The organism is Mesorhizobium sp. CC13, from assembly GCF_039907765.1.
Classification (GTDB): Bacteria; Pseudomonadota; Alphaproteobacteria; order Rhizobiales; family Rhizobiaceae; genus Aminobacter.
This window is the reverse complement of sequence record NZ_JARDJI010000003.1, coordinates 1-19,342: the sequence shown is the minus strand read 5'-3', so window position 1 is coordinate 19,342 and position 19,342 is coordinate 1. Positions and strand designations below refer to the sequence as shown.

Sequence of the window (19,342 nt, the reverse complement as noted above, 5' to 3'; positions counted from 1 at the left end):
ACGTGGCCAAAAGTACGCGCCAGTATGTTTTTGAAGGGATGGAGTTGCTCCCGGCGGCGCTCATCCCGTTCGTCGAGAAGAGGCTGGAAAGCTCGCTCAAAGGGCACTGGCAATTGGAGGTGATCCAGCGCGTCCAGGGATTGCGGCCAAACTCCGCCGGTGAGGTGGGTTGGGATCAGCAGGGTCTGCTGAAAACCATGATGGCGTTCTGGAAGGAGGCTTTCGCAACCGTTCTCGGCCATCCCGAGCGGTCCTATGTGTCCGAATTGCTCGATGTGCGCAACAAGCTCTCGCACAACGAGAATTTCACTTACGACGACGCAGAGCGCGCGCTCGATTCAATGCGCCGTCTGATGGAGGCGATCAGCGCGGGCGAAATTGCCGAGCAACTCGCCAAGACGCGCGACACGATCCTGCGCACAAAGTTCACCGAGCTTCAGCGCAACGAGGAGCGCCGGAAGACCCAGCGGCTGGAAATCTCGGTCGAGACTGTTGCAGGTCTGCTTCCCTGGCGCGACGTGGTCGAGCCGCACCAGGATGTCGCCACCGGCGAGTTTCAGCAGGCCGAGTTCGCGGCCGATCTCGCCAAGGTGCATTCGGGCAGCGCGCCCGCCGAATATCGCGATCCGAAGCAGTTCTTCAGCCGCACCTATCTGACGGAGGGCCTGAGCGCAGTGCTGGTTGGCGCCGCCAAGCGGCTCTCTGGCAGTGGCGGCGATCCGGTGGTCGAACTGCAAACCAACTTCGGCGGCGGCAAGACCCACTCGATGCTCGCCCTCTACCATATGGCCGGACCGACGCCGGTCCGGGACCTCTCCGGGCTGGACCAGTTGCTCGAGAAGCAGGGGCTCAGCGTGCCGCAGAGCATCAACCGCGCCGTGCTCGTCGGCACGTCACGCGGGCCGCAGGATGTCCTCAACGCCGACGGCGGCCGGAAGATTCGCACGACCTGGGGCGAGCTGGCCTGGCAGCTCGGCGGCGCCGAGGCCTTCGACATGATCGCCGAGAACGATGCCACCGGCATCGCGCCCGGCTCGAGCCTGCTGGAAGCGATCTTCAAGAAGTACGCGCCGAGCCTGATCCTGATCGACGAATGGGTCGCCTATCTGCGGCAGATCTACCGGGTCGATGGGCTGCCGTCCGGTTCGTTCGACGCGAACCTCTCCTTCGTCCAGTCGCTCACCGAAGCCGTCAAGGCCAGCCCGCGAACGCTTCTGGTTGCCTCTTTGCCCGCGTCTCAGATCGAGGTCGGCGGCGAGGGCGGCCAGGAGGCGCTGGCCCGCCTGAAGCAGACCTTCAGCCGAGTCGAATCCTCATGGCGACCAGCGAGCCAGGAGGAGAGCTATGAGATCGTCCGGCGACGGCTCTTCAAGGAAATCCCCGGCGACAAGTTCCATCACCGCGACAACACGCTGAAGCAGTTCGCCAAGCTCTACCGCGAGAACGCCAACGACTTCCCGCAGGGCTGCGCGGATGAGGACTATCGGCGCAAGCTGGAGAAGGCCTATCCGATCCATCCCGAGTTGTTCGACCAACTTTATACAAGCTGGGGGTCCCTCGAAAAATTCCAGCGCACGCGCGGCGTGCTGCGCTTGATGGCGCAGGCGATTCACGAACTCTGGATGAGCGGCGATCCCTCCGTGATGATCATGCCCGGCAGCGTCGCCGTCAGTTCGCCGCGTGTCGAGCCGGAACTGCTGCACTATCTCGACGTAAGCTGGCAGTCGATCATCGCTGGCGACGTCGATGGCACGACGTCCACGCCTTACAAGATCGACCAGTCAGCGCCGAACCTGAACCGCTACTCGGCGACCAGGCGCGTCGCCCGAGCGATCTTCATGGGCACAGCCCCGACCCACCAGCAGCAGAACACCGGCCTCGACGACAAGCAGATCAACCTCGGCGTCGTACAGCCCGGAGAGCGCCCAGCGATCTTCGGCGACGCGCTCCGGCGGCTGACGAACCAGGCCAAGTTCATGCACGCCGATCTCGGCCGCTACTGGTACTCCATGTCGGCCAGCCTCAACCGCATCGCGGCGGATAAGGCAGCGCAGATCGAGGCGGCATTGGTCGATGTGAGGATCGACGCGGAACTCGGCAAATACGTGAATGGCCTGGCGGATCGCGGGCATTTCGACGCCGTGCAGGTGGCGCCTGCTTCGTCAGCCGAGGTGCCCGATGAAGCAGGGGGTGTGAGGGCCGTGGTGCTGGGGATCACGCATCCGCACAACGGGCGCGACACCTCGGAAGCCCTAACCGGGGCGAAGGATATCTTGATGCAGCGCGGCACCACGCCGCGCGTCTATCGCAACATGCTGGTCTTCATCGCTGCGGATTCGCGCCAGCTCGACAATCTGAAGGACGCCATGCGCGCGTCCCTGGCTTGGGGCGAGATCGTCCGCGACAAGGAGCGTCTGGAGCTTCGGCCCAGCGATCAGAAGCTCGCCGAGGCCAAGCTGGCCGAGGCGACCGAGACAATGAAGACGCGCCTCAAGGAGACGTGGTGCTACCTGCACTATCCGGCGCAGGAGAGCGCCCAGGCCGATGTGGAGTGGGTCTCGGGCAAGGTTCCGGCGCAGGACGGGCTGCTTGCGCGTGCGAGCAAGAAGCTCGTCGGCGAGGAAGGCTTGCTCACCGAGCTTGGACCCGCCCGCCTCGAACGCGACCTCCAGAAATATATCTGGAATGGCAAGTCGCACCTGTCGCTGAAGGACCTGCGGGAATACCTCAACCGCTACATCTATCTGCCGCGCCTGAAGAACCAGGACGTCCTGATCAAGGCCGTTCAGGCGGCCGTCGGCGGCATGCTGCCCGGCCCCTTCGCTTACGCCGAGCGGTGGGATGAGAAGACGGACACCTATCTGGGTCTCGCGATCGAGCGAGCCGGCAATGCCGTGGTCGTCATCGATAGCGACAGCGTCATCGTGAAGCCGGATGTGGCCGAAGCGCACCGGCCGGCTCCGGCGCAGCCGGGACCGACCGGCGGCCCGGAAACGCCTGGCGAAAAGCCGCCGGAGACTGGAGGCGAGCCCACTGGAGGAACGCCGGGCTCGCCGCCGCCAGAGAAGAAGCCGACCCGCTTTTCAGGGGCTGTCATGATCTCGCCGGAACGCCCGGCAAGGGACATTCATCAGATCGTCGAGGCGATCATCGAGCAGCTCACGACGCTGCCAGGCAGCCAGGTGAAGCTCAGGCTCGAAATCGAAGCGGAGGTGCCCGGCGGTCTTGAGCGCGCCAAGGTCCGGACGTTGGTCGAAAACGCCAACACGCTCGGGTTCATTGAGAAGTCGGTCGAATGATGTCGATGCACTTCCATCGCTCGTCGGCTTGGAGATGTCGGCCAAGCTCGCTTGGCCTGAGCGCGAGGGAAAGCGCTCGGGTTAGGCGCTTGTCTGGACCGGAACCTGGAATATGAGTGTGGCCGGGCCGACCGAACGGGACCTGATCTTCATCTCCAAGGCGACGCCCGGCGACGACCAATTCGTGCTGTGGCTCGCTCCACGCCTCGAGGCCGCGGGTTACAAGGTTTTTGCCGACATCTTTGATCTCGACGCCGGAGACGAATGGCGTGGAAAGCTCACCGCGGCGCTTCAGACGCGGGCGATCAAGATGCTGCTGTGTTGTAGCGACGAGACGCTCGCCAGAAGGGGCGTTCGCGAGGAGATCGCCATTGCGGAAGACCTGACGAAGCAGCTCCAGGATCCCAATTTCATCATCCCCCTCAAGATACGCACCTTCAAGAAGCTCTTCGGCATCGGTGGCCTCCAGTATGTCGATTTCGAGAGCGGCTGGGCCAAGGGGCTGGTGAGCCTGCTCAAGTCGCTTGAAAGACAGCAGGTGCCGAAGGCTGGCGGTGGGGTCATCCAGCCTGAGTGGTACGCCTATCTCCGCCGGCACGCCGTGGAGATCGAGGCGGCTCCCGATGTTCTGACATCCAACTGGCTTCGGATCGTGGGGATGCCGGACAGGCTGAATCACCTGGTTCCGCGTAACCGGGCCGATGACGCGGTCCTGCGCAAGCTGGGCGCTACCTTCCAGTTCCCGATGGCCGAATTTGGTGATGGCTTCCTGACCTTCGCCAGCCCGCTCGACCTAACAGAGCATTTCGAGCAGGTCGGGCCGTTTCGCACCGAGCGAGACTTCGACGTTATCGAGTTCATGGAGAACGGCTCCACTGATGCGCGGATCGAAAGCCGGGACGCCAAGTCCATCACGATGAACCTTCTGCGCCAGGCGTGGGAGAAGCATTGTGCCCGGGAAGGGTTCCTTGCCCGTACTTTCTCGAGCGGCCTGTCCTTCCATGTCGGCGAGGACAAGCTACGCCTCAAGCAGCGCATCTCCTGGGGTCGCCAGGGCGAGCGACGGAATTCGATGCTGCGTGGCATCGCTCGCAAGAAGATCTGGGAATATGGCGTCAGCGTCATACCGAGCCTTTTTCCCTATCCCCACATGCGCCTGAAAGGCCGTGTGTTGTTCTCCGACATAGGTGAGCGCAACAAGCCGATCATCATCGCGGACACGAAGGCTCAGTTTCGCTTGCGGCGTTCGGTCTGCTCCGGTTGGCGCAACAAGGCGTGGCACGGGCGTGTTATGGCCTTCATGGAGCTGCTCGCCGGCGACAGCCCCTATGTCGCCCTTGCCGTTGGCTCCGGCGGCACCATCACGCTCGACGCGATGCCCATTCAGTTCACAGCTCCCGTCACGGCGCGGCAGACCAACCGTCTCGGCGAGGATGCCGAAGAGCCTGATGAGACCACCCTCGGCACCCACTATGAGGATGAGGACGTTTGACCGAATTCTCCGAAAAATCCATCCCCGTCCTCTATGTGCCGGAACCATCGCTTGGATTCGCACATGGGCAGACTTCCGATCATCCGAAGGACGGCCTGACGCTCTATGGGCCGGCGTCGACGCCTGATCGCGCGCAGATCACAATCGGTGCAATCGGCACCAAGCATGGCCTGGCCTTCCTGCGTCGCTGGCTCGAAGCGATCAACAATCCGGTTGCTATCCCGCCTCGCGGCAAGCGCGACAAGGAATTCCGGCTGCATCTGTCCGATTTTCCCGGCCTCGAAGAGGCTTTCGGGATCCGTGCCGACCCGGGCGGCCTGATCGCATATGAGCTTGATCCCGCGGAAATCCGGACCGCGATAGCGATCGAGAACCATCACGAGGCAGTGGCTGCAACAACCAAGCTGTTCATCGACCCAATCGAACGCCACGCGAAAAACGAGGAGCGGACTGTCGATGTCTGGGTCTTTGTCGTGCCGGAACCTGTGTTCGAGACCTGCCGGCCGGTCGCTGGTCAGCGCCGTAAGCTCGAGCTCGTCAAAGGGGAACTTTCCAAGCGCCAGAAGGGACGCGCCGACCTTCCGTTGCTGGCGGGCGTCATTGATGACACGCTTGAGGCGGTGTTCGATGACATCCCTGACTTCCACCGTCAGCTTAAGGCGAAGCTGCTGAAGCTGGGAATGACATCCCAACTCGTCCGCGAGACGACCCTTGCTCCCAACGAGTTCCTGAACAAGGCAGGGTATCCGAAGCGCGGCACCCAGGATTCCGCCACCATCGCCTGGAACCTGGCAACGGGCCTGTTCTACAAGACGCAAGCTGAACCCCCATGGAAGATCGCAGGGATGCGGCCGGGCGTCTGTTACGTGGGTTTAGTCTTCAAAGTGCTTCCCAACCATCCTGACAATCACGCCTGCTGTGCGGCGCAGATGTTCCTGAGCGAGGGGGATGGCGTGGTCTTTCGCGGGGCAAACGGACCGTGGCAGACAGAGGACAAGGAGTTCCACCTCAGCGATTCAGCCGCTGAGAAGCTGATCAAGACTGTCCTGGACACGTACAGGCAGCGCTTCGGGAATTATCCTAGTGAGTTGTTCATTCATGGCCGGACAAAGTTCAACGACGCTGAGTGGGAGGCGTTCAGCAAGGCTGCTCCCGAAGGCACTAATGTCGTGGGCGTGCGGATCCGATCGACTCATGGCGAAACGAAGCTCTTCCGGGATGGCGATTATCCATGCCTTCGCGGCACGGCGATCAGGCTCGCTGACAAAGATGCCTTTCTGTGGACAACGGGATATGCGCCCCGCATCGACACGTATATCGGTCCGGAAACGCCGAACCCGCTGTTCATCACCGTGTTGCGCGCAAGCGGTGAATATCCGGCCATCGAAGTCGTGCTGGCCGACATTCTGGGCCTCACGAAAATCAACTACAACGCCTGCAATTTTAGCGATGGACTTCCAGTCACAATTCGTTTCGCGGACAAGGTCGGCGAAGTGCTGACGATGGGAAGCGCCGCAGGGGCAGAGCGGCAACCCTTCAAGTTCTACATCTAGAGATGACGGTGGCGCGCAGCTACGCTGCAAGTCGCCGCTCATCCCCGCCGTCCACCTCATGCTCGCCGGCGGCTTTGTCGAGGAAGCGCGCAAGCGCCGCCCTTCGGGAATCTCGATCAAGGGCGTAGGCAGTCTGCTTGAACGCCTTGCCGTCGAGAAGACCCTGGATGTAGCCCGAGATCGTGTCTGCCGCCATGATGAGTGCAGTGTCGAGCGTATGGATGTATTTGCTCGTCACCGATCCCTTTGAGTGGCCGACCAGCGCCGCGATCGTGACCTCGGTGAAGCCGAGGTCGTTCGCGATGCTGGCGAAGCTGTGGCGCAGGACGTGCGGGGTGACGTCGGCAAGCGGGGTGTCCTTGAGAATCTGCTCCCAATGGTTCGGGAAACTACCGAACGCGTTATCCTCGCCCTGACCAGGGAAAACATAGGTGCCGGTCAACTTCTGGCACCACTTCTCGAGATATTCGACCACGGGAAGGCCGATGGGGCGAATAGAGGCGCCCTCCTTGCTATCAACTAGGCGCAGGCAGCTGCCTTCGGCATCCACCTCAGTCCGCATAAGCCGGATCATTTCGGTCCGGCGGCAGCCGGTCATCGCGATCTGGCGGATGATATCCACCGTCATCACGTATTTCTCGTTCTCGGCGGCCTCGCGAAGTATTCCGCCCAAGGTATGATATTCATCTTCCGTGAGACGCCGGGTGCGAACGTTGTCCTTCGGCTTCTTGATGCCGTGTGCCGGATTGCGGTCGATGATGCCGGCTTCGACGGCATAGGAAAGGATGCCGCCTAGCAGTCCGACAGTCCGGGTCGCCGTACCCGCACCACCGCGGACGATTGCTTTGCCGCGCAGCTTCTTCGTCTTGACGGAGACCCGCGTCTTGCCGGCCATGATTTCCTTCAGGACCTTGTTGATGTCGGCCTTGGCGAGGTCCTTGACCCGCCGTGCGCCGATGAGCGGTACGATGTGCCGCTCGATGCGGCCAGAGTCGGTGACGATGGTCGTCGGCTTCTTGGGGCGACCGCCCTTGCCGAGGATCAAGCCGGCATTCAGGTCGGCGACATAGAGGGCGCAAAGCTCCTTTACTGTGATGGCCTTATGGTCGAGCTGGCGTTCCTCGGAGGGGTTGTCACCACGCGCGACGCGGCCGAGTTGAACCTTCGCCTCCTGCCGGGCTGTCTCGGCCGTCCATATGCCGTGGAGGCCGATGGTGAAGCGTCGCGTCCTGCCGGCGGCGCGATACTGGATGAGGTAGCTGCGCTTGCCGGAAGCGAACACGCGAAGGCCGAAGCCGGGAAGTTCATCGTCCCAGATGAAGTAGTCCTTTTCCCGGACATCTGCGGCGTCGACCACTCGTTTCGTCAGCTTTGCCATCAGGCCATCCCCCCGTTATGGAGGGGCTGCTTCCGCGGAAGCGCCACGGAAGCAGCCGGATGAATATCGGAGCGAACTTGCGGATATGGATTTCGGTAAGAAAGCCAGGATAGTCCAGCGATTTCAGATGCTTGTAGTATCATAGCGTGCCCTAGCGTGCATTTAGGATGAGCAGGCTAAATTGCTCCGAAGGCAGAGGTCACAGGTTCGAATCCTGTCGGGTGCGCCAGCTTCTCATCACTCCGCCGCCCCCTGCGTTCCCGGCGCCAAAGCCTTCGGCCTGGCCCGCCAGGAAGGGGGCGAGCAGCTGCAGCAGGATGCCCTCGATCGCCGACAGCGACACGGCTCCGTTCCCCGTCTTGGTCAACAGCAGGCCGACTAGTAGCGGCGTCAGGAACATGCCGATGATGTTCGAGGCGGAAGCCGAGCAGACGGCAGCCGGCACGTTGCCGCCGGCAAGGGCGGTAAAGGCGATGGACGACTGAACCGTCGACGGCAGCACGCACAGGAACAGCACCCCGGCATAGAGCGCCGCCGGCAGCACGCTCGGCACCAGCAGCCCGAGCGCCAGCCCGAGGATCGGGAACAGCACGAAGGTCGAGGAGAAGACCAGGAGGTGCAATCGCCAATGGGTCATGCCGGCAATGACGGTGGCGCGCGACAGGCGAGCCCCGTGCAGGAAGAAGAGCAGCGCGATGGCGAGGTTGGTGGCGGTGCCGAAGACGCTCGCGAAGCTGCCCTGGGCCGGCAGCAGCGAGGCCAGCACGACTGAGGCGATCATCAGCAGGATGAAGATGTCGGGGCGAAAACGGGAGAACAAGCGCGGGATCCCTTGGCATGGATGGAAAATGGTATACAGTATGCCAAATGCCATGCCTATTGGGAATGGCGCATACGGGAATGATGCTCATTTCGTTTCGTGAACACGCGGAGGGATCATGTTCGATCCGATTCTGCTGCGGACCTTCGTAGCGGTTGCCACCGCCCGCAGCTTCACGGGTGCTGCGGTGCATCTGCGCATCGGCCAGTCGACGGTTAGCCAGCACATCAGGCGGCTGGAGGTGAGCACCGGCCGCCGGCTCCTGGTTCGCGACACGCATTCGGTGATGCTGACTCCGGATGGCGAGGCCATGCTGGGCTTTGCCCGCTCGATCCTCGACGCCAACGAGCGGGCGCGAAGCTATCTGCAGGGAGCCAGGCTGAGCGGCCGCATCCGATTCGGCGCCTCCGAGGACTTCGTCACCACGCGGCTTGCGGATGTCCTGCACAAGTTCACCGAGCGCCCCCTCGGTCGAGCTCGAGCTCACGGTCGCACTCTCGGGCACGCTGTTCGATCTCCTCGACGACGGGGCACTCGACCTCGTCATCGCCAAGCGCCGCGTCGGGCTCAATCAGCAGCGCGAGGCCCGCAGCGGCATCGCCGTCCGCACCGAGCGGCTCGTCTGGGCGGCGCGCGACGCGTCGGTGGTGGAGCCGGGCAAACCGCTGCCGCTCATCCTGTTTTCGCGCCCGGGCATCACCCGCGTCGCGGCCATGGAGGCGCTCGACCGCAAGGGCATCCCCTGGCGTATCGTCTGCACGAGCGGCAGCCTGAGCGGGCTGCAGGCGGCGGCGCGTGCCGGCCTTGGCGTGATGGTGCAGCCGCGCAGCATGGTGTCGGCCGGCCTCGTCGTGCTGCCCACCACCCCGCAACTGCCGCAACTCGAGGAGGTGGAGTTCATCCTGACCAGCGTCGCCAGCGAACCCACCGGCGTTGCCGCCGCGCTCGCCAAGGAGATCCTCGACCGCAACGCCCGCCAGGAATTCGAACTGCCGTTCCGGGAAGCCGTGTAGCGCGGATTACCGGGCCATGGTCGCAAGGAAATAATCAGTATATTGCGGTTATCGAGTGGAGAACTGCATGGACGTCATCATCGTCGGAGCGGGCATAGGCGGGCTGACACTGGCCTTGATGCTGGAGAAGGTGGGCATTCCTTTTCGCCTCTATGAAAGCGCGCGGGAGATCAGGCCGATCGGCGTCGGCATCTCCATCCTGCCGCATGCCAGCCGCGAGCTGAACGCGCTTGGACTGCAGGACGCGCTCGCGGACGTGGCGGTCACGGCGCGCGAATCCTGCTTCTTCAACCGGTTCGGCCAGCTCGTCTACAAGGAGCCGGTGGGCACCTCGCCGGCTACGACCATCCGCAGTTCCAGATCCACAGGGGCGACCTGCAGCAGATCCTCTACCGCGCGTTGGTCGAGCGCGCCGGCCCGGACTGCGTCGTCACCGGCTGGAAATGCGTGGCCGTCGAGCAGAGCGACAGCGAAGCCACTGCCCGTTCGCCGACAGCCGCACCGGTGAGGACCGTCCGGCTCAGCAGGGCGTGGCCGTCGTCGGCTGCGATGGCATCCATTCGGTCGTGCGCCGCAAGCTCGTGCCCGACGACGGACCGCCGATCTATTCGGGCGTCAACATGTGGCGCGGCACAACTTGGTGGAAACCTTATCTCACCGGCGCGTCCTATGTCCGCGCCGGCTGGCTGACCCATGGCAAGATGGTCATTTACCCGATCCGCAACCAGCTCGACGCCGAGGGCCGCCAACTCATCAACTGGGTGGCCGAGATCGAGACGCCCGACTACCTCCAGCAGGATTGGAACCGCCGCGGCCGGATCGGCGATTTCATCGGCGCCTTCGCCGACTGGAGCTTCGATTTCCTCGACGTGCCGGGCCTGATCCGCGGCGCCGATGCGATCCTCGAATATCCGATGGTCGACAAGGACCCGCTTTCCCGCCGGAGCCTTGGCCGCATCACGCTGCTCGGCGATGCGGCGCATCCGATGTATCCGCGCGGCTCCAACGGCGCCGGCCAGGCGATCCTCGATGCGCGTGCGCTGGCCGACTGCCTTGCGTCGGGCGGCGACGTCGCAGGTATTCTCAAGGCCTACGAGGACAAGCGGCTGGAGGCGACGGCCAACGTGGTGCGCACCAACCGCGCCGCGCCGCCCGACGTCATCCTCAAGGAGGTCTATGAGCGCACCGGCGACCGGCCTTTCACCCGGCTTGAGGACGTCATCAGCCAGGACGAACTGGCGGCGATGTCGAACAGCTACAAGAAGGTCGCCGGCTATGACAAGGCGACGGTAGCCGAGCGCCGGCGGGCGTGAGGGGCGGCGTATCTGGGGGGTAGGCAGCAGCACCCTTGGGACGTGTCGACCCGCAGGCGTTGCGGATTTATAATTGCGAGGTTTCCGGTTGCCTTCGGCAATCCGATTCCGTCCGCGTAGAGACACTTGCAGGCGATGGCTACGGGACGATCCAAAGGAGCGTCCGCCATGACCGACACACGCCTTGCCCACAACCGGGTCGAAGTGCATGACCGCGACGCGCTTGCCGCCGCCAGCGCCATACTGGATGCCTGCGCCGACGCGCGCGACATGGGTGAGGCGGTAAAGGCCGCCGTCGCCCGCAACGCGCAATGGCGTGGCCAGGACTGCATCAACCTCTTGGCGCCGGAAGCTCCGACCAGCCAGGGCGTGCGCGCCCTGCTGGGTGCCGAGATCGGCACGCGGGCGGCCGAAGGGCATATCGGCAAGGTCAACCGCTGGTTCGCGGGCACGCGTCACATCGACGAACTCGAGGCCCTCTGCGTCGAGCTGCTGAAGCGCCATTTCCGCTGCAACTACGCCGATCACCGCATGTGCGCGAGCATGATCGGCAATGCCGTCGTCTACACGGCGCTGTCGCAGCCCGGCGACGTCGTCATGAGCGCGGCGCAGCCGGTCGGCGGACATTCGTCCAATCGCCTCGACGGACCGGCCGGCGTCATGGGCCGCAAGATCGTCGACATTCCCATCGACCCGGATGAACTGGTCGTCGATGTCGATACGTTTCGCAAGATTGCGCTCGCGGCGCGTCCGCCGTTGGTGGCGCTCGGTCTGTCGATGACGTTGTTCCCGCAGCCACTGGCGGAGATGAAGGCCGTGATCGGCGAATGGGGCGGGCGCCTGTTCTTCGACGCCGCTCATCAGCTCGGCCTGATCGGCGGCCGGCAGTTCCAGGACCCGCTCAAGGAGGGGGCTGACATCATGACGGGTTCGGCCGGCAAGACCTTTGCCGGTCCGCAATCGGGCATCATCGTCTGGGACGACCCGATGATTACGGAAAAAGTGACGACGGCCGTCTTCCCGATCTGGGCCGCCACGCATCAGGTCAATCGCGTCGCGGCACTCGCGCTCGCGACCGCCGAGGCGATCGCCTTTGGCGAGATGTTCATGGCGCAGGTCGTCAACAACGCCCAGGCGCTTGCCCGCGGGCTCGACGCGCGCGGCCTGCCGATGCTGGGCCGCCACAAAGGCTTTACGACCACGCACCAGGCAATCGCCGACGTGCGCGATTTTGGCCGCGGACTGGAATGCGCCCAGACACTCGAGCGGGCCAACATCATCGTCAACAAGAACCTGATCCCGAGCGACACCCCCAGGGATTGGGATTTTCCAGGCGGTTTGCGCATGGGCACGACCGAGATGACGCGCTACGGCATGAAGGAGGCCGAGATGGACGAGATCGCAGATCTCATCGTCCGCATCATCGTGCAGCGCGAAAGCCCGGAGAATGTGAAGAACGACGCCCTGGCCCTGCGTTCGGGATTTCGCACGCTCTATTACTGCTTCGAGACGGGATTGCCGGCGTAGACGCAGACGGTGTCTTCAACGATGGCGACATCATGGTCATCGCGGGAAGCGGCCGTTCGAAGCAGCGAATGTGATGGGAGGATCGGGCGATGGCTGTTCAGTGGCTGTTCAAGAGCGAGACTTACGACAACTGCAATTGCGCCATGAATTGTGGTTGCCAGTTCAATTTGCCGACGACCCACGGTTTTTGCCAGTCTGCCTTCGTCGGCAACATCGTTGAGGGTCACTTCGACAATACCCCGATCGCAGGCCTGAACTGGGCGGCTCTGTACAAGTGGCCTGGCGAAATCAAGGACGGAAACGGCCGGCGCCAGATTGTTGTCGACGAGCGCGCGGATGAAGCTCAACGGATCGCTCTTGAAACGATCATCTCAGGCGAGGCAGGCGAACCATTGAGCAATCTGTTCTCCGTGTTCGCGTCCACTTGCTCGCAATCCTTCGCGACACTGTTCCTGCCGATCGAACTTGAAGCGGACCTGGAGCGCAGGACAGCCAGGGTAGAGATACCCGGCGTCATGCGGAGCACCGGCAGGCCGATGACCAACGAGTTCAATGGTCAGCCATTCCACATTGCCCTGGCGCGCCCCAGCGGCAGCTTCGAGTTCACCTACGCGGAGATCGGGCTGGGCACGACTTCGATTACAGGTGATATGGAGATGGCCTTCGCAGATTCATGGGCGCATTTTTGCGTTCACCACTTCGATCAGAACGGCCTGGTTCGACAAAGATCGAGGCTCACCGCATGGCTTGAGCAAATGGGGTCGCGTTCGCGTGAATGAGGCGCAGTCGGGCTGTAGCGCCTGATCACGTTCGAGCCTGCGTAGCGGTTCATGCCGTCGCCGCACTTTCGCGGCGTTTTTCCACGACGCAATGTTGCTGCAAGACTGTGACTGTAGTCGGGTGTCGGCGAAACCGTAATTCTTGAGCTGATCCCTGAGAGCGTCGGCTTTCGCGGCCTCATGAAGAGAGCATGCCACATGAGCATAACCAGCGATGCGCGCTTCTGGGACCGGACCTCGCGCAAATACGCCAGGTCGGCGATTGCCGACCGGGACGGATACGCAAGGACGCTCGACCGGACGCTCGCACTGTTCGACGCCACCGACAGGGTGCTGGAGCTGGGATGCGGCACCGGCACGACGGCGCTGCGCCTGGCTGGCGAGGTGAAGAGCTATCTCGCCACAGACTTTTCGGAGGGCATGATCGCGATTGCCGAGGAAAAGCACCGGGCGGACCCCGTGTCGGGGCTCGCGTTCCGCACCGCAACCGCCGATTCGACCGAGCTCGAAATCGGGCAGTTCGATGCGGTTCTCGGCTTCAACTATCTCCACCTGGTGCGCGACCTGCCCGGCACCTTGCGGCGCATCCACGCGCTGCTTGCCGCCGACGGCCTGTTCATCTCCAAGACCCCCTGCCTCGGCGACATGAACCCGCTGATCCGCCTTGTCCTGCTGCCTGCGATGCGCGCCACCGGGCTGGCGCCCCATGTCGGCGCGTTCAGCACCGCAGAGCTGGGCCGCCTCATTTCCTCAGCCGGCTTCGACATCCTTGCCACCGAAATCCATTCGACCAGGGGCAACGACAACCGGCCTTACATCGTGGCGATCAAGCGCTAGCAGCTGCTAAAGCGCGTCCGCCTGCAGGCTTGGATGGGCTGCAGCAAAGGCGGGCAGGGTTGCGGCAGTACCAGCGATCTCCACTGACAGCGGGAATGCGGAAAGATCGCAGTCGAAGCGTCGGGGTTGGCCACCTGTGGCACCAGGCAGATGTCGGCAATGGTGATGCTGTCGCCGAGGCAATAGCGCCCGTGTCGGCCGGCGACGGCAAGCGTCGCTTCGAAGGACTTGAGCGCGAGCGCGATGCGCAGCCGGTACGAGGTCGACTGCCTGAAGAAGGCATGGAGCGTGCGCAACGCAAGGGGTCAGGGGGCCTGCGTTGAGGATCTCATCGGGCGTCGAGGAGACGACCTCGACATATTTGGGCACGAACTGGCGGCCCTCGATCAGGCCGACGAAGGCGGGCTTGATCTCCTCGGCCAGCACCTTGCGGATCTTGGCGTGCTCGACGATGTCCGACCACTCGGCGATGAGGAAGAAGCGCTGCGGATCCTCGGTGTCGCGGCGTGGAAGCGGCCGGGCTATCTCATCCGCAGGCTGCATCAGGTCCACTACGCCCTGTTCTTCGAGGAATGCGAGGGTTTCGGTATCACGCCGGTGCAATACGGGCTGCTCACCATCCTCTCGGGCAATCCCGATTCCGACCAGATCTCGCTCGCCCAGGCGCTCGGCAACGACCGCACCAATGTCGCCGACGTGCTGTCGCGGCTGGCCCAGCGCGGCCTGGTCGAGCGCACCCGCAGCACCGAGGACAAGCGCATGGTGCTGGCGCGCCTCACGACCGAGGGCGAGAAGCTGGTGGCAGCCATGCACCCGGCGATGAGCCGCGCCCAGGAGCGGCTGCTCGACACGCTCGGCGAGCGCGAGCGCGAGCTGTTCCTTGCCACGCTGATCAAGCTGCTCGAAGCCAACAACAAGTATGGCCGCGCGGCCCTTGCCACCGCCAAGTTCGGCGATTGAGGCCGATTGCGGCATGAGCAGGTCGACCGTCGCCGCGCGTGCATGGTCAGCATGCGCGACGCAAGCCATGACAGTCCGCCGCCCTTGACGGATCGGCTGCGCTCCCGCTTCCTGCCCAATGCGGCAGACGAAGAAGTCGTGGCCGCAGGTTCGGGAGAGCGTCATGTCGGGCAAGTGGGATTTCTGGATCGACCGTGGCGGCACGTTCACTGACGTCATCGGCCGCGACCCTGAGGGCGGCCTCCACCCGCGCAAGCTTCTGTCCGAAAACCCTGAGGCCTATCGCGACGCCGCGATCCAGGGCATCCGCGACCTGCTCGGCCTCGCGCCCGGCGCGGCCATCCCGCCCGGCAGCATCGGCGACATCAGGATGGGCACGACGGTCGCCACCAATGCGCTGCTCGAGCGCAAGGGCGACCGCGTCCTTCTTCTCATTACCAAGGGTTTCCGCGATGCCCTGCGCATCGCCTACCAGGCGCGGCCCGACATCTTCGCCAAGGAAATCATCCTGCCCGAGCAGCTCTACGAGCGCGTGGTCGAGGTCGACGAGCGGGTGCGGGTCGACGGATGCGTCGAGCGGCTGCTGGACATCGCGGAGATCAAGCCGATCCTGATGCAGGCCAGGGCCGACGGCATCGACGCGGTTGCCATCGTCTTCATGCATGCCTGGAAATTCCCCGAGCACGAACGCGCCGTCGCCGCCGTCTGCCGCAAGTGCGGCTTCTCCCAGGTCTCGGTCAGCCACGAGGTCTCGCCGCTGATCAAGCTGGTCGGGCGTGGCGACACGACCGTGGTCGATGCCTATCTGTCGCCGATCCTGTCGCGGTATGTGCAGCAGGTGGCGGGTGAGTTGGGCGCCTCACCCTCCCCCTTGTGGGGAGGGTCGGACGGCGAAGCCGGACGCGGTGGGGGTGACGATGGTGCGACGGGGTCTATCCCCACCCCGGTGCTGCGCACCGACCCTCCCCACAAGGGGGAGGGTGAAAAACCCCGCCTGATGTTCATGATGTCCTCGGGCGGCCTCACCGCCGCCGACCTGTTCCAGGGCAAGGACGCGCTGTTGTCCGGCCCGGCCGGCGGCGTCGTCGGCATGGTCGAGACGGCGAAGCTCGCGGGCTTCGACAGGGTCATCGGCTTCGACATGGGCGGCACCTCCACCGACGTCGCGCATTATGACGGCGACTACGAGCGCAGCTTCGATACCGAGGTCGCAGGCGTGCGCGTGCGCGCGCCGATGATGCGCATCCACACGGTCGCCGCCGGCGGCGGGTCGGTGCTGCACTTCGAGGCCGGGCGGTTCCGCGCCGGTCCTGATTCCGCCGGCGCCAATCCAGGCCCCGCCTGCTACCGCCGCGGCGGCCCGCTCGCCGTCACCGACGCCAACGTCATGCTCGGCAAGCTGCAGCCCGACTTCTTCCCGGCGATTTTTGGTCCCGGCCAGGACCAGCCGCTCGATGCAGCGGTGGTGCGCGAGAAGTTCGCTGCCATGGCAAACGAGATCGGCGACGGCCGTTCGCCGGAAGCCGTCGCCGAGGGCTTCGTCACCATCGCCGTCGAGAACATGGCCAACGCCATCAAGAAGATTTCGGTCCAGCGCGGCTACGGCGTCACCGAATATCTGCTCAACTGCTTCGGCGGGGCCGGCGGCCAGCATGCCTGCCTGGTGGCCGACGCGCTCGGCATGGAGGCGGTGCTGATCCATCCCTTCTCCGGCCTGCTGTCGGCCTATGGCATCGGCCTGTCCTCGGTCTTCGCGTCGCGCCAGCAGGCGCTGCTCCAGCCGCTGGCCGACGAGTCGCGTGGCCGGATCGAAGCCTTGATCGGCGACCTGCGCGCCGAGGTGCTGGCCGAGCTCGCGGGACAGGCAATCGCGGAGAAGGACGTCGTCGTGCGGCCGATCCTGCATATCCGCTACGATGGCACCGATACCGCCTTGCCCGTCGGCTTCGAGCATGGCTCGATCGCCCAGGCCAAGGCCGCCTTCGAGGCCGCCCACAAGGCGCAGTTCGGCTTCATATATAAAGACAAGCCGACGGTGGTCGAGGCCGTGGCGCTGGAAGGCCGCGACGGCAGCGCCCGCGGCCTCTCCGAACGCGAGGCCGCGCTGGAGGATAGGCCGGCCAAGGCCTCCGAGGTGAGCAAGATCTTCACCGAGGGCGTCTGGCGTGATGCCGGCGTCCTCCGCCGCGCCGCCATGAAGCCTGGCCACAAGGTGGCGGGGCCGGCCCTTGTCATAGAGAGCCACCAGACGATCGTCGTCGAGCCCGGCTGGCTGGCCGAGATCACCGCCCGCGACCACGTGCTGATGCGGCGTATCGAGAAGAAGGAGCGCCGCGCCGCCATCGGCACCGCCGCCGACCCCGTCATGCTCGAGGTGTTCAACAACCTGTTCATGTCGATTGCCGAGCAGATGGGCGTGACGCTGCAGAACACCGCCTATTCGGTCAACATCAAGGAGCGGCTCGACTTCTCCTGCGCCGTCTTCGACCGCTCGGGCGCGCTTGTCGCCAATGCACCGCACATGCCGGTGCATCTCGGCTCGATGGACCGTTCGGTCGAGACCATCATCCGCCTCAACGAGGGCGACATTTTCCCCGGCGACGTCTTCGCCCTCAACGCTCCATATAATGGCGGCACGCATCTGCCCGACATCACCGTCGTCACGCCGGTGTTCGAGGAGGAAGAGGCCCAGATCTTCCCCCTTGTGGGGGAGATGTCGCCGCAGGCCACAGAGGGGGGCGCTGTCCCGCAATCCTCTCAGTCGGCCAATCCCGCAGGTCAGCTCTCCATGTTGCCCCCCTCTGCCCTGCCGGGCATCTCCCCCACAAGGGGGGAGATCGGCCAGTCGCGGAAAATCCTCTTCTGGCTCGCGGCACGGGGCCATCACGCTGATGTCGGCGGCACGGCCCCGGGCTCGATGACGCCCTTGGCGACGACGGTCGACGAGGAGGGCGTGCTGTTCGACAATTTCCGTCTGATCGAGCGCGGCAGCTTCCGCGAGGCGGAACTGCATCGGCTGCTCACCGACCATCCCTACCCAGCGCGCAACCCGGGCCAGAACATTGCCGACCTCAAGGCCCAGATCGCCGCCAACGAGAAGGGCGTGGCGGAACTCAGGAAGATGGTCGCCCATTTCGGCCTCGACGTGGTGGAAGCCTATATGGGCCACGTCCAGGACAATGCCGCCGAAAGCGTGCGCCGCGTGCTTGACCGGCTCCCCGACCAGTCCGAATATGAGTACCCGACCGACACCGGCCAGACGATCAAGGTCAGGATCTCGGTCGACCGCGCCGAGCGCAAGGCGACGGTCGACTTCACCGGCACCTCGCCTGTCATGAAGAACAACTTCAATGCGCCGGAGCCGGTGGCCCGCGCGGCCGTGCTTTATGCCTTCCGCGTCATGGTCGAGGACCAGATCCCGATGAATGCCGGCTGCCTCCGGCCGATCGACATCATCATCCCTGACGGCTCCATGCTGCGCCCAAAATATCCGGCCGCCGTCGTCGCCGGCAATGTCGAGACCTCGCAGCACGTCACCAATGCGATCTTTGGCGCCATGGGTGCGCTCGCCAATGCCCAAGGCACGATGAACAACCTGACCTTCGGCAACGCCACTTATCAATATTATGAGACGATCTGCTCGGGGTCGCCCGCCGGCCGCATGAATGACGGGCGCGGCTTTGCTGGAACGCCCGGCGTCCACACCCACATGACCAACTCGCGCCTCACCGACCCCGAGATCCTCGAGCTGCGCTTTCCCGTCCTGCTCGAGGATTTCCGCATCCGCGAGGCTTCGGGCGGCAAGGGCCGCTGGCCGGGTGGCGACGGCACCAAGCGGACGATCCGCTTTCTGGAGAGAATGGAGTGCTCGATCCTCTCCTCGCACCGCTTGCGTCCGCCGCTCGGGCTGGATGGCGGTGGCGCCGGCGAGAAGGGCGCGACCAAGGTCCGCCGCAACGACGGTTCGGTCGACGTGCTCAAGGCCTGCGACCAGACGGTGCTCGAGGCGGGCGAAACGGTGGTGGTGATCACGCCGACGCCGGGTGGATTCGGTGCCGAGTGAACCCTCGAATGGTTCATCGGGCGATGCACCAGGGGATTTGCCCTCGTGAATCGGCCTGAATCATTTTTCTGGCGGCCGGGTGCAGATTTTTTGCGCCCGGCCGAACTTTTTTCGGCCCCGGGATTCGGCATTCGTTTGCCGGTTTCCCGCCCTGGGCTGAATCAAGTCTTTGATTTCCCGTCCAGATTGCGGGTTGTCTTTCGCTCGGACGGGAGTGTCTGCGCTTTCTTGGCGGCCCTTACGCAGGGTTTTGAAGGGGTCTGTGTTTTTGTCGCAAAAAATTCGCAAAAGTCGGAAAAAGGTCGTTG

The 19,342-nt window shown here is 64.1% G+C and carries 13 protein-coding genes and 2 pseudogenes; 12 read left to right on the top strand and 3 right to left on the bottom strand.

Annotated elements, in window-relative coordinates; all coding sequences use genetic code 11:
• The first annotated feature begins 2 nt into the window (after window positions 1–2).
• From PV773_RS05850 to PV773_RS05840, 3 genes are all read left to right on the top strand, one after another.
• Window positions 3–3,299: a DUF499 domain-containing protein gene (locus PV773_RS05850; protein WP_347965448.1), complete on the top strand. Its 3,297-nt coding sequence runs from the start codon at window positions 3–5 to the stop codon at window positions 3,297–3,299.
• Window positions 3,300–3,411: 112 nt separating this feature from the next.
• Window positions 3,412–4,791 (top strand): toll/interleukin-1 receptor domain-containing protein, encoded by a 1,380-nt coding sequence (locus PV773_RS05845; RefSeq protein WP_347965447.1) that lies wholly within the window; start codon window positions 3,412–3,414, stop codon window positions 4,789–4,791.
• Window positions 4,788–6,344: a hypothetical protein gene (locus tag PV773_RS05840; RefSeq protein WP_347965446.1), complete on the top strand. Its 1,557-nt coding sequence runs from the start codon at window positions 4,788–4,790 to the stop codon at window positions 6,342–6,344. The genes PV773_RS05845 and PV773_RS05840 overlap by 4 nt, the downstream gene beginning before the upstream one ends.
• A gap of 19 nt (window positions 6,345–6,363) precedes the next feature.
• Here the strand turns inward: PV773_RS05840 and PV773_RS05835 are convergent, their stop codons facing one another.
• Together PV773_RS05835 and PV773_RS05830 are read right to left on the bottom strand one after the other, a co-directional pair.
• The gene (locus PV773_RS05835; RefSeq protein ID WP_347965445.1) at window positions 6,364–7,722 is read right to left on the bottom strand and encodes a tyrosine-type recombinase/integrase; all 1,359 of its coding nucleotides are present in this window, start codon (window positions 7,720–7,722) and stop codon (window positions 6,364–6,366) included.
• Between the two features lie 280 nt (window positions 7,723–8,002).
• A pseudogene (locus tag PV773_RS05830) lies at window positions 8,003–8,542 on the bottom strand (bile acid:sodium symporter); the annotation flags it as partial.
• 118 nt (window positions 8,543–8,660) lie between these two features.
• On the opposite strand from PV773_RS05830, the pseudogene PV773_RS05825 reads away from it, so the two are divergent.
• The 9 genes and pseudogenes from PV773_RS05825 to PV773_RS05785 form a co-directional block, all read left to right on the top strand.
• A pseudogene (locus tag PV773_RS05825) lies at window positions 8,661–8,789 on the top strand (LysR family transcriptional regulator); the annotation flags it as partial.
• Between the two features lie 190 nt (window positions 8,790–8,979).
• Window positions 8,980–9,555, top strand: coding sequence for a LysR substrate-binding domain-containing protein (locus PV773_RS05820; RefSeq protein ID WP_347965444.1), 576 nt, complete (start codon window positions 8,980–8,982; stop codon window positions 9,553–9,555).
• A gap of 67 nt (window positions 9,556–9,622) precedes the next feature.
• A complete protein-coding gene (locus tag PV773_RS05815) occupies window positions 9,623–10,063 on the top strand; it encodes a tryptophan 7-halogenase (RefSeq protein WP_347965443.1) in 441 nt (146 codons plus the stop codon).
• Window positions 10,064–10,085: 22 nt separating this feature from the next.
• The gene (locus tag PV773_RS05810; protein ID WP_347965442.1) at window positions 10,086–10,868 is read left to right on the top strand and encodes an FAD-dependent monooxygenase; all 783 of its coding nucleotides are present in this window, start codon (window positions 10,086–10,088) and stop codon (window positions 10,866–10,868) included.
• Between the two features lie 168 nt (window positions 10,869–11,036).
• The gene (locus tag PV773_RS05805) at window positions 11,037–12,395 is read left to right on the top strand and encodes an aminotransferase class I/II-fold pyridoxal phosphate-dependent enzyme (protein ID WP_347965441.1); all 1,359 of its coding nucleotides are present in this window, start codon (window positions 11,037–11,039) and stop codon (window positions 12,393–12,395) included.
• An 89-nt stretch (window positions 12,396–12,484) separates the two neighbouring features.
• Window positions 12,485–13,174 carry a DUF1326 domain-containing protein gene (locus PV773_RS05800; RefSeq protein WP_347965440.1) on the top strand — a complete coding sequence of 230 codons (690 nt, stop codon included), beginning with the start codon at window positions 12,485–12,487 and terminating at the stop codon, window positions 13,172–13,174.
• Window positions 13,175–13,372: 198 nt separating this feature from the next.
• Window positions 13,373–14,011 (top strand): class I SAM-dependent methyltransferase, encoded by a 639-nt coding sequence (locus PV773_RS05795; RefSeq protein WP_347965439.1) that lies wholly within the window; start codon window positions 13,373–13,375, stop codon window positions 14,009–14,011.
• 243 nt (window positions 14,012–14,254) lie between these two features.
• On the top strand, window positions 14,255–14,971 hold the full coding sequence (locus PV773_RS05790; protein ID WP_347965438.1) for a MarR family transcriptional regulator: 717 nt from the start codon (window positions 14,255–14,257) through the stop codon (window positions 14,969–14,971).
• 163 nt (window positions 14,972–15,134) lie between these two features.
• A complete protein-coding gene (locus tag PV773_RS05785) occupies window positions 15,135–19,034 on the top strand; it encodes a hydantoinase B/oxoprolinase family protein (RefSeq protein WP_347965437.1) in 3,900 nt (1,299 codons plus the stop codon).
• A 60-nt stretch (window positions 19,035–19,094) separates the two neighbouring features.
• On the opposite strand, the gene PV773_RS05780 is transcribed toward PV773_RS05785, so the two are convergent.
• The coding region (locus tag PV773_RS05780; RefSeq protein WP_347965436.1) for a hypothetical protein at window positions 19,095–19,342 on the bottom strand (248 nt) is incomplete at its 5' end.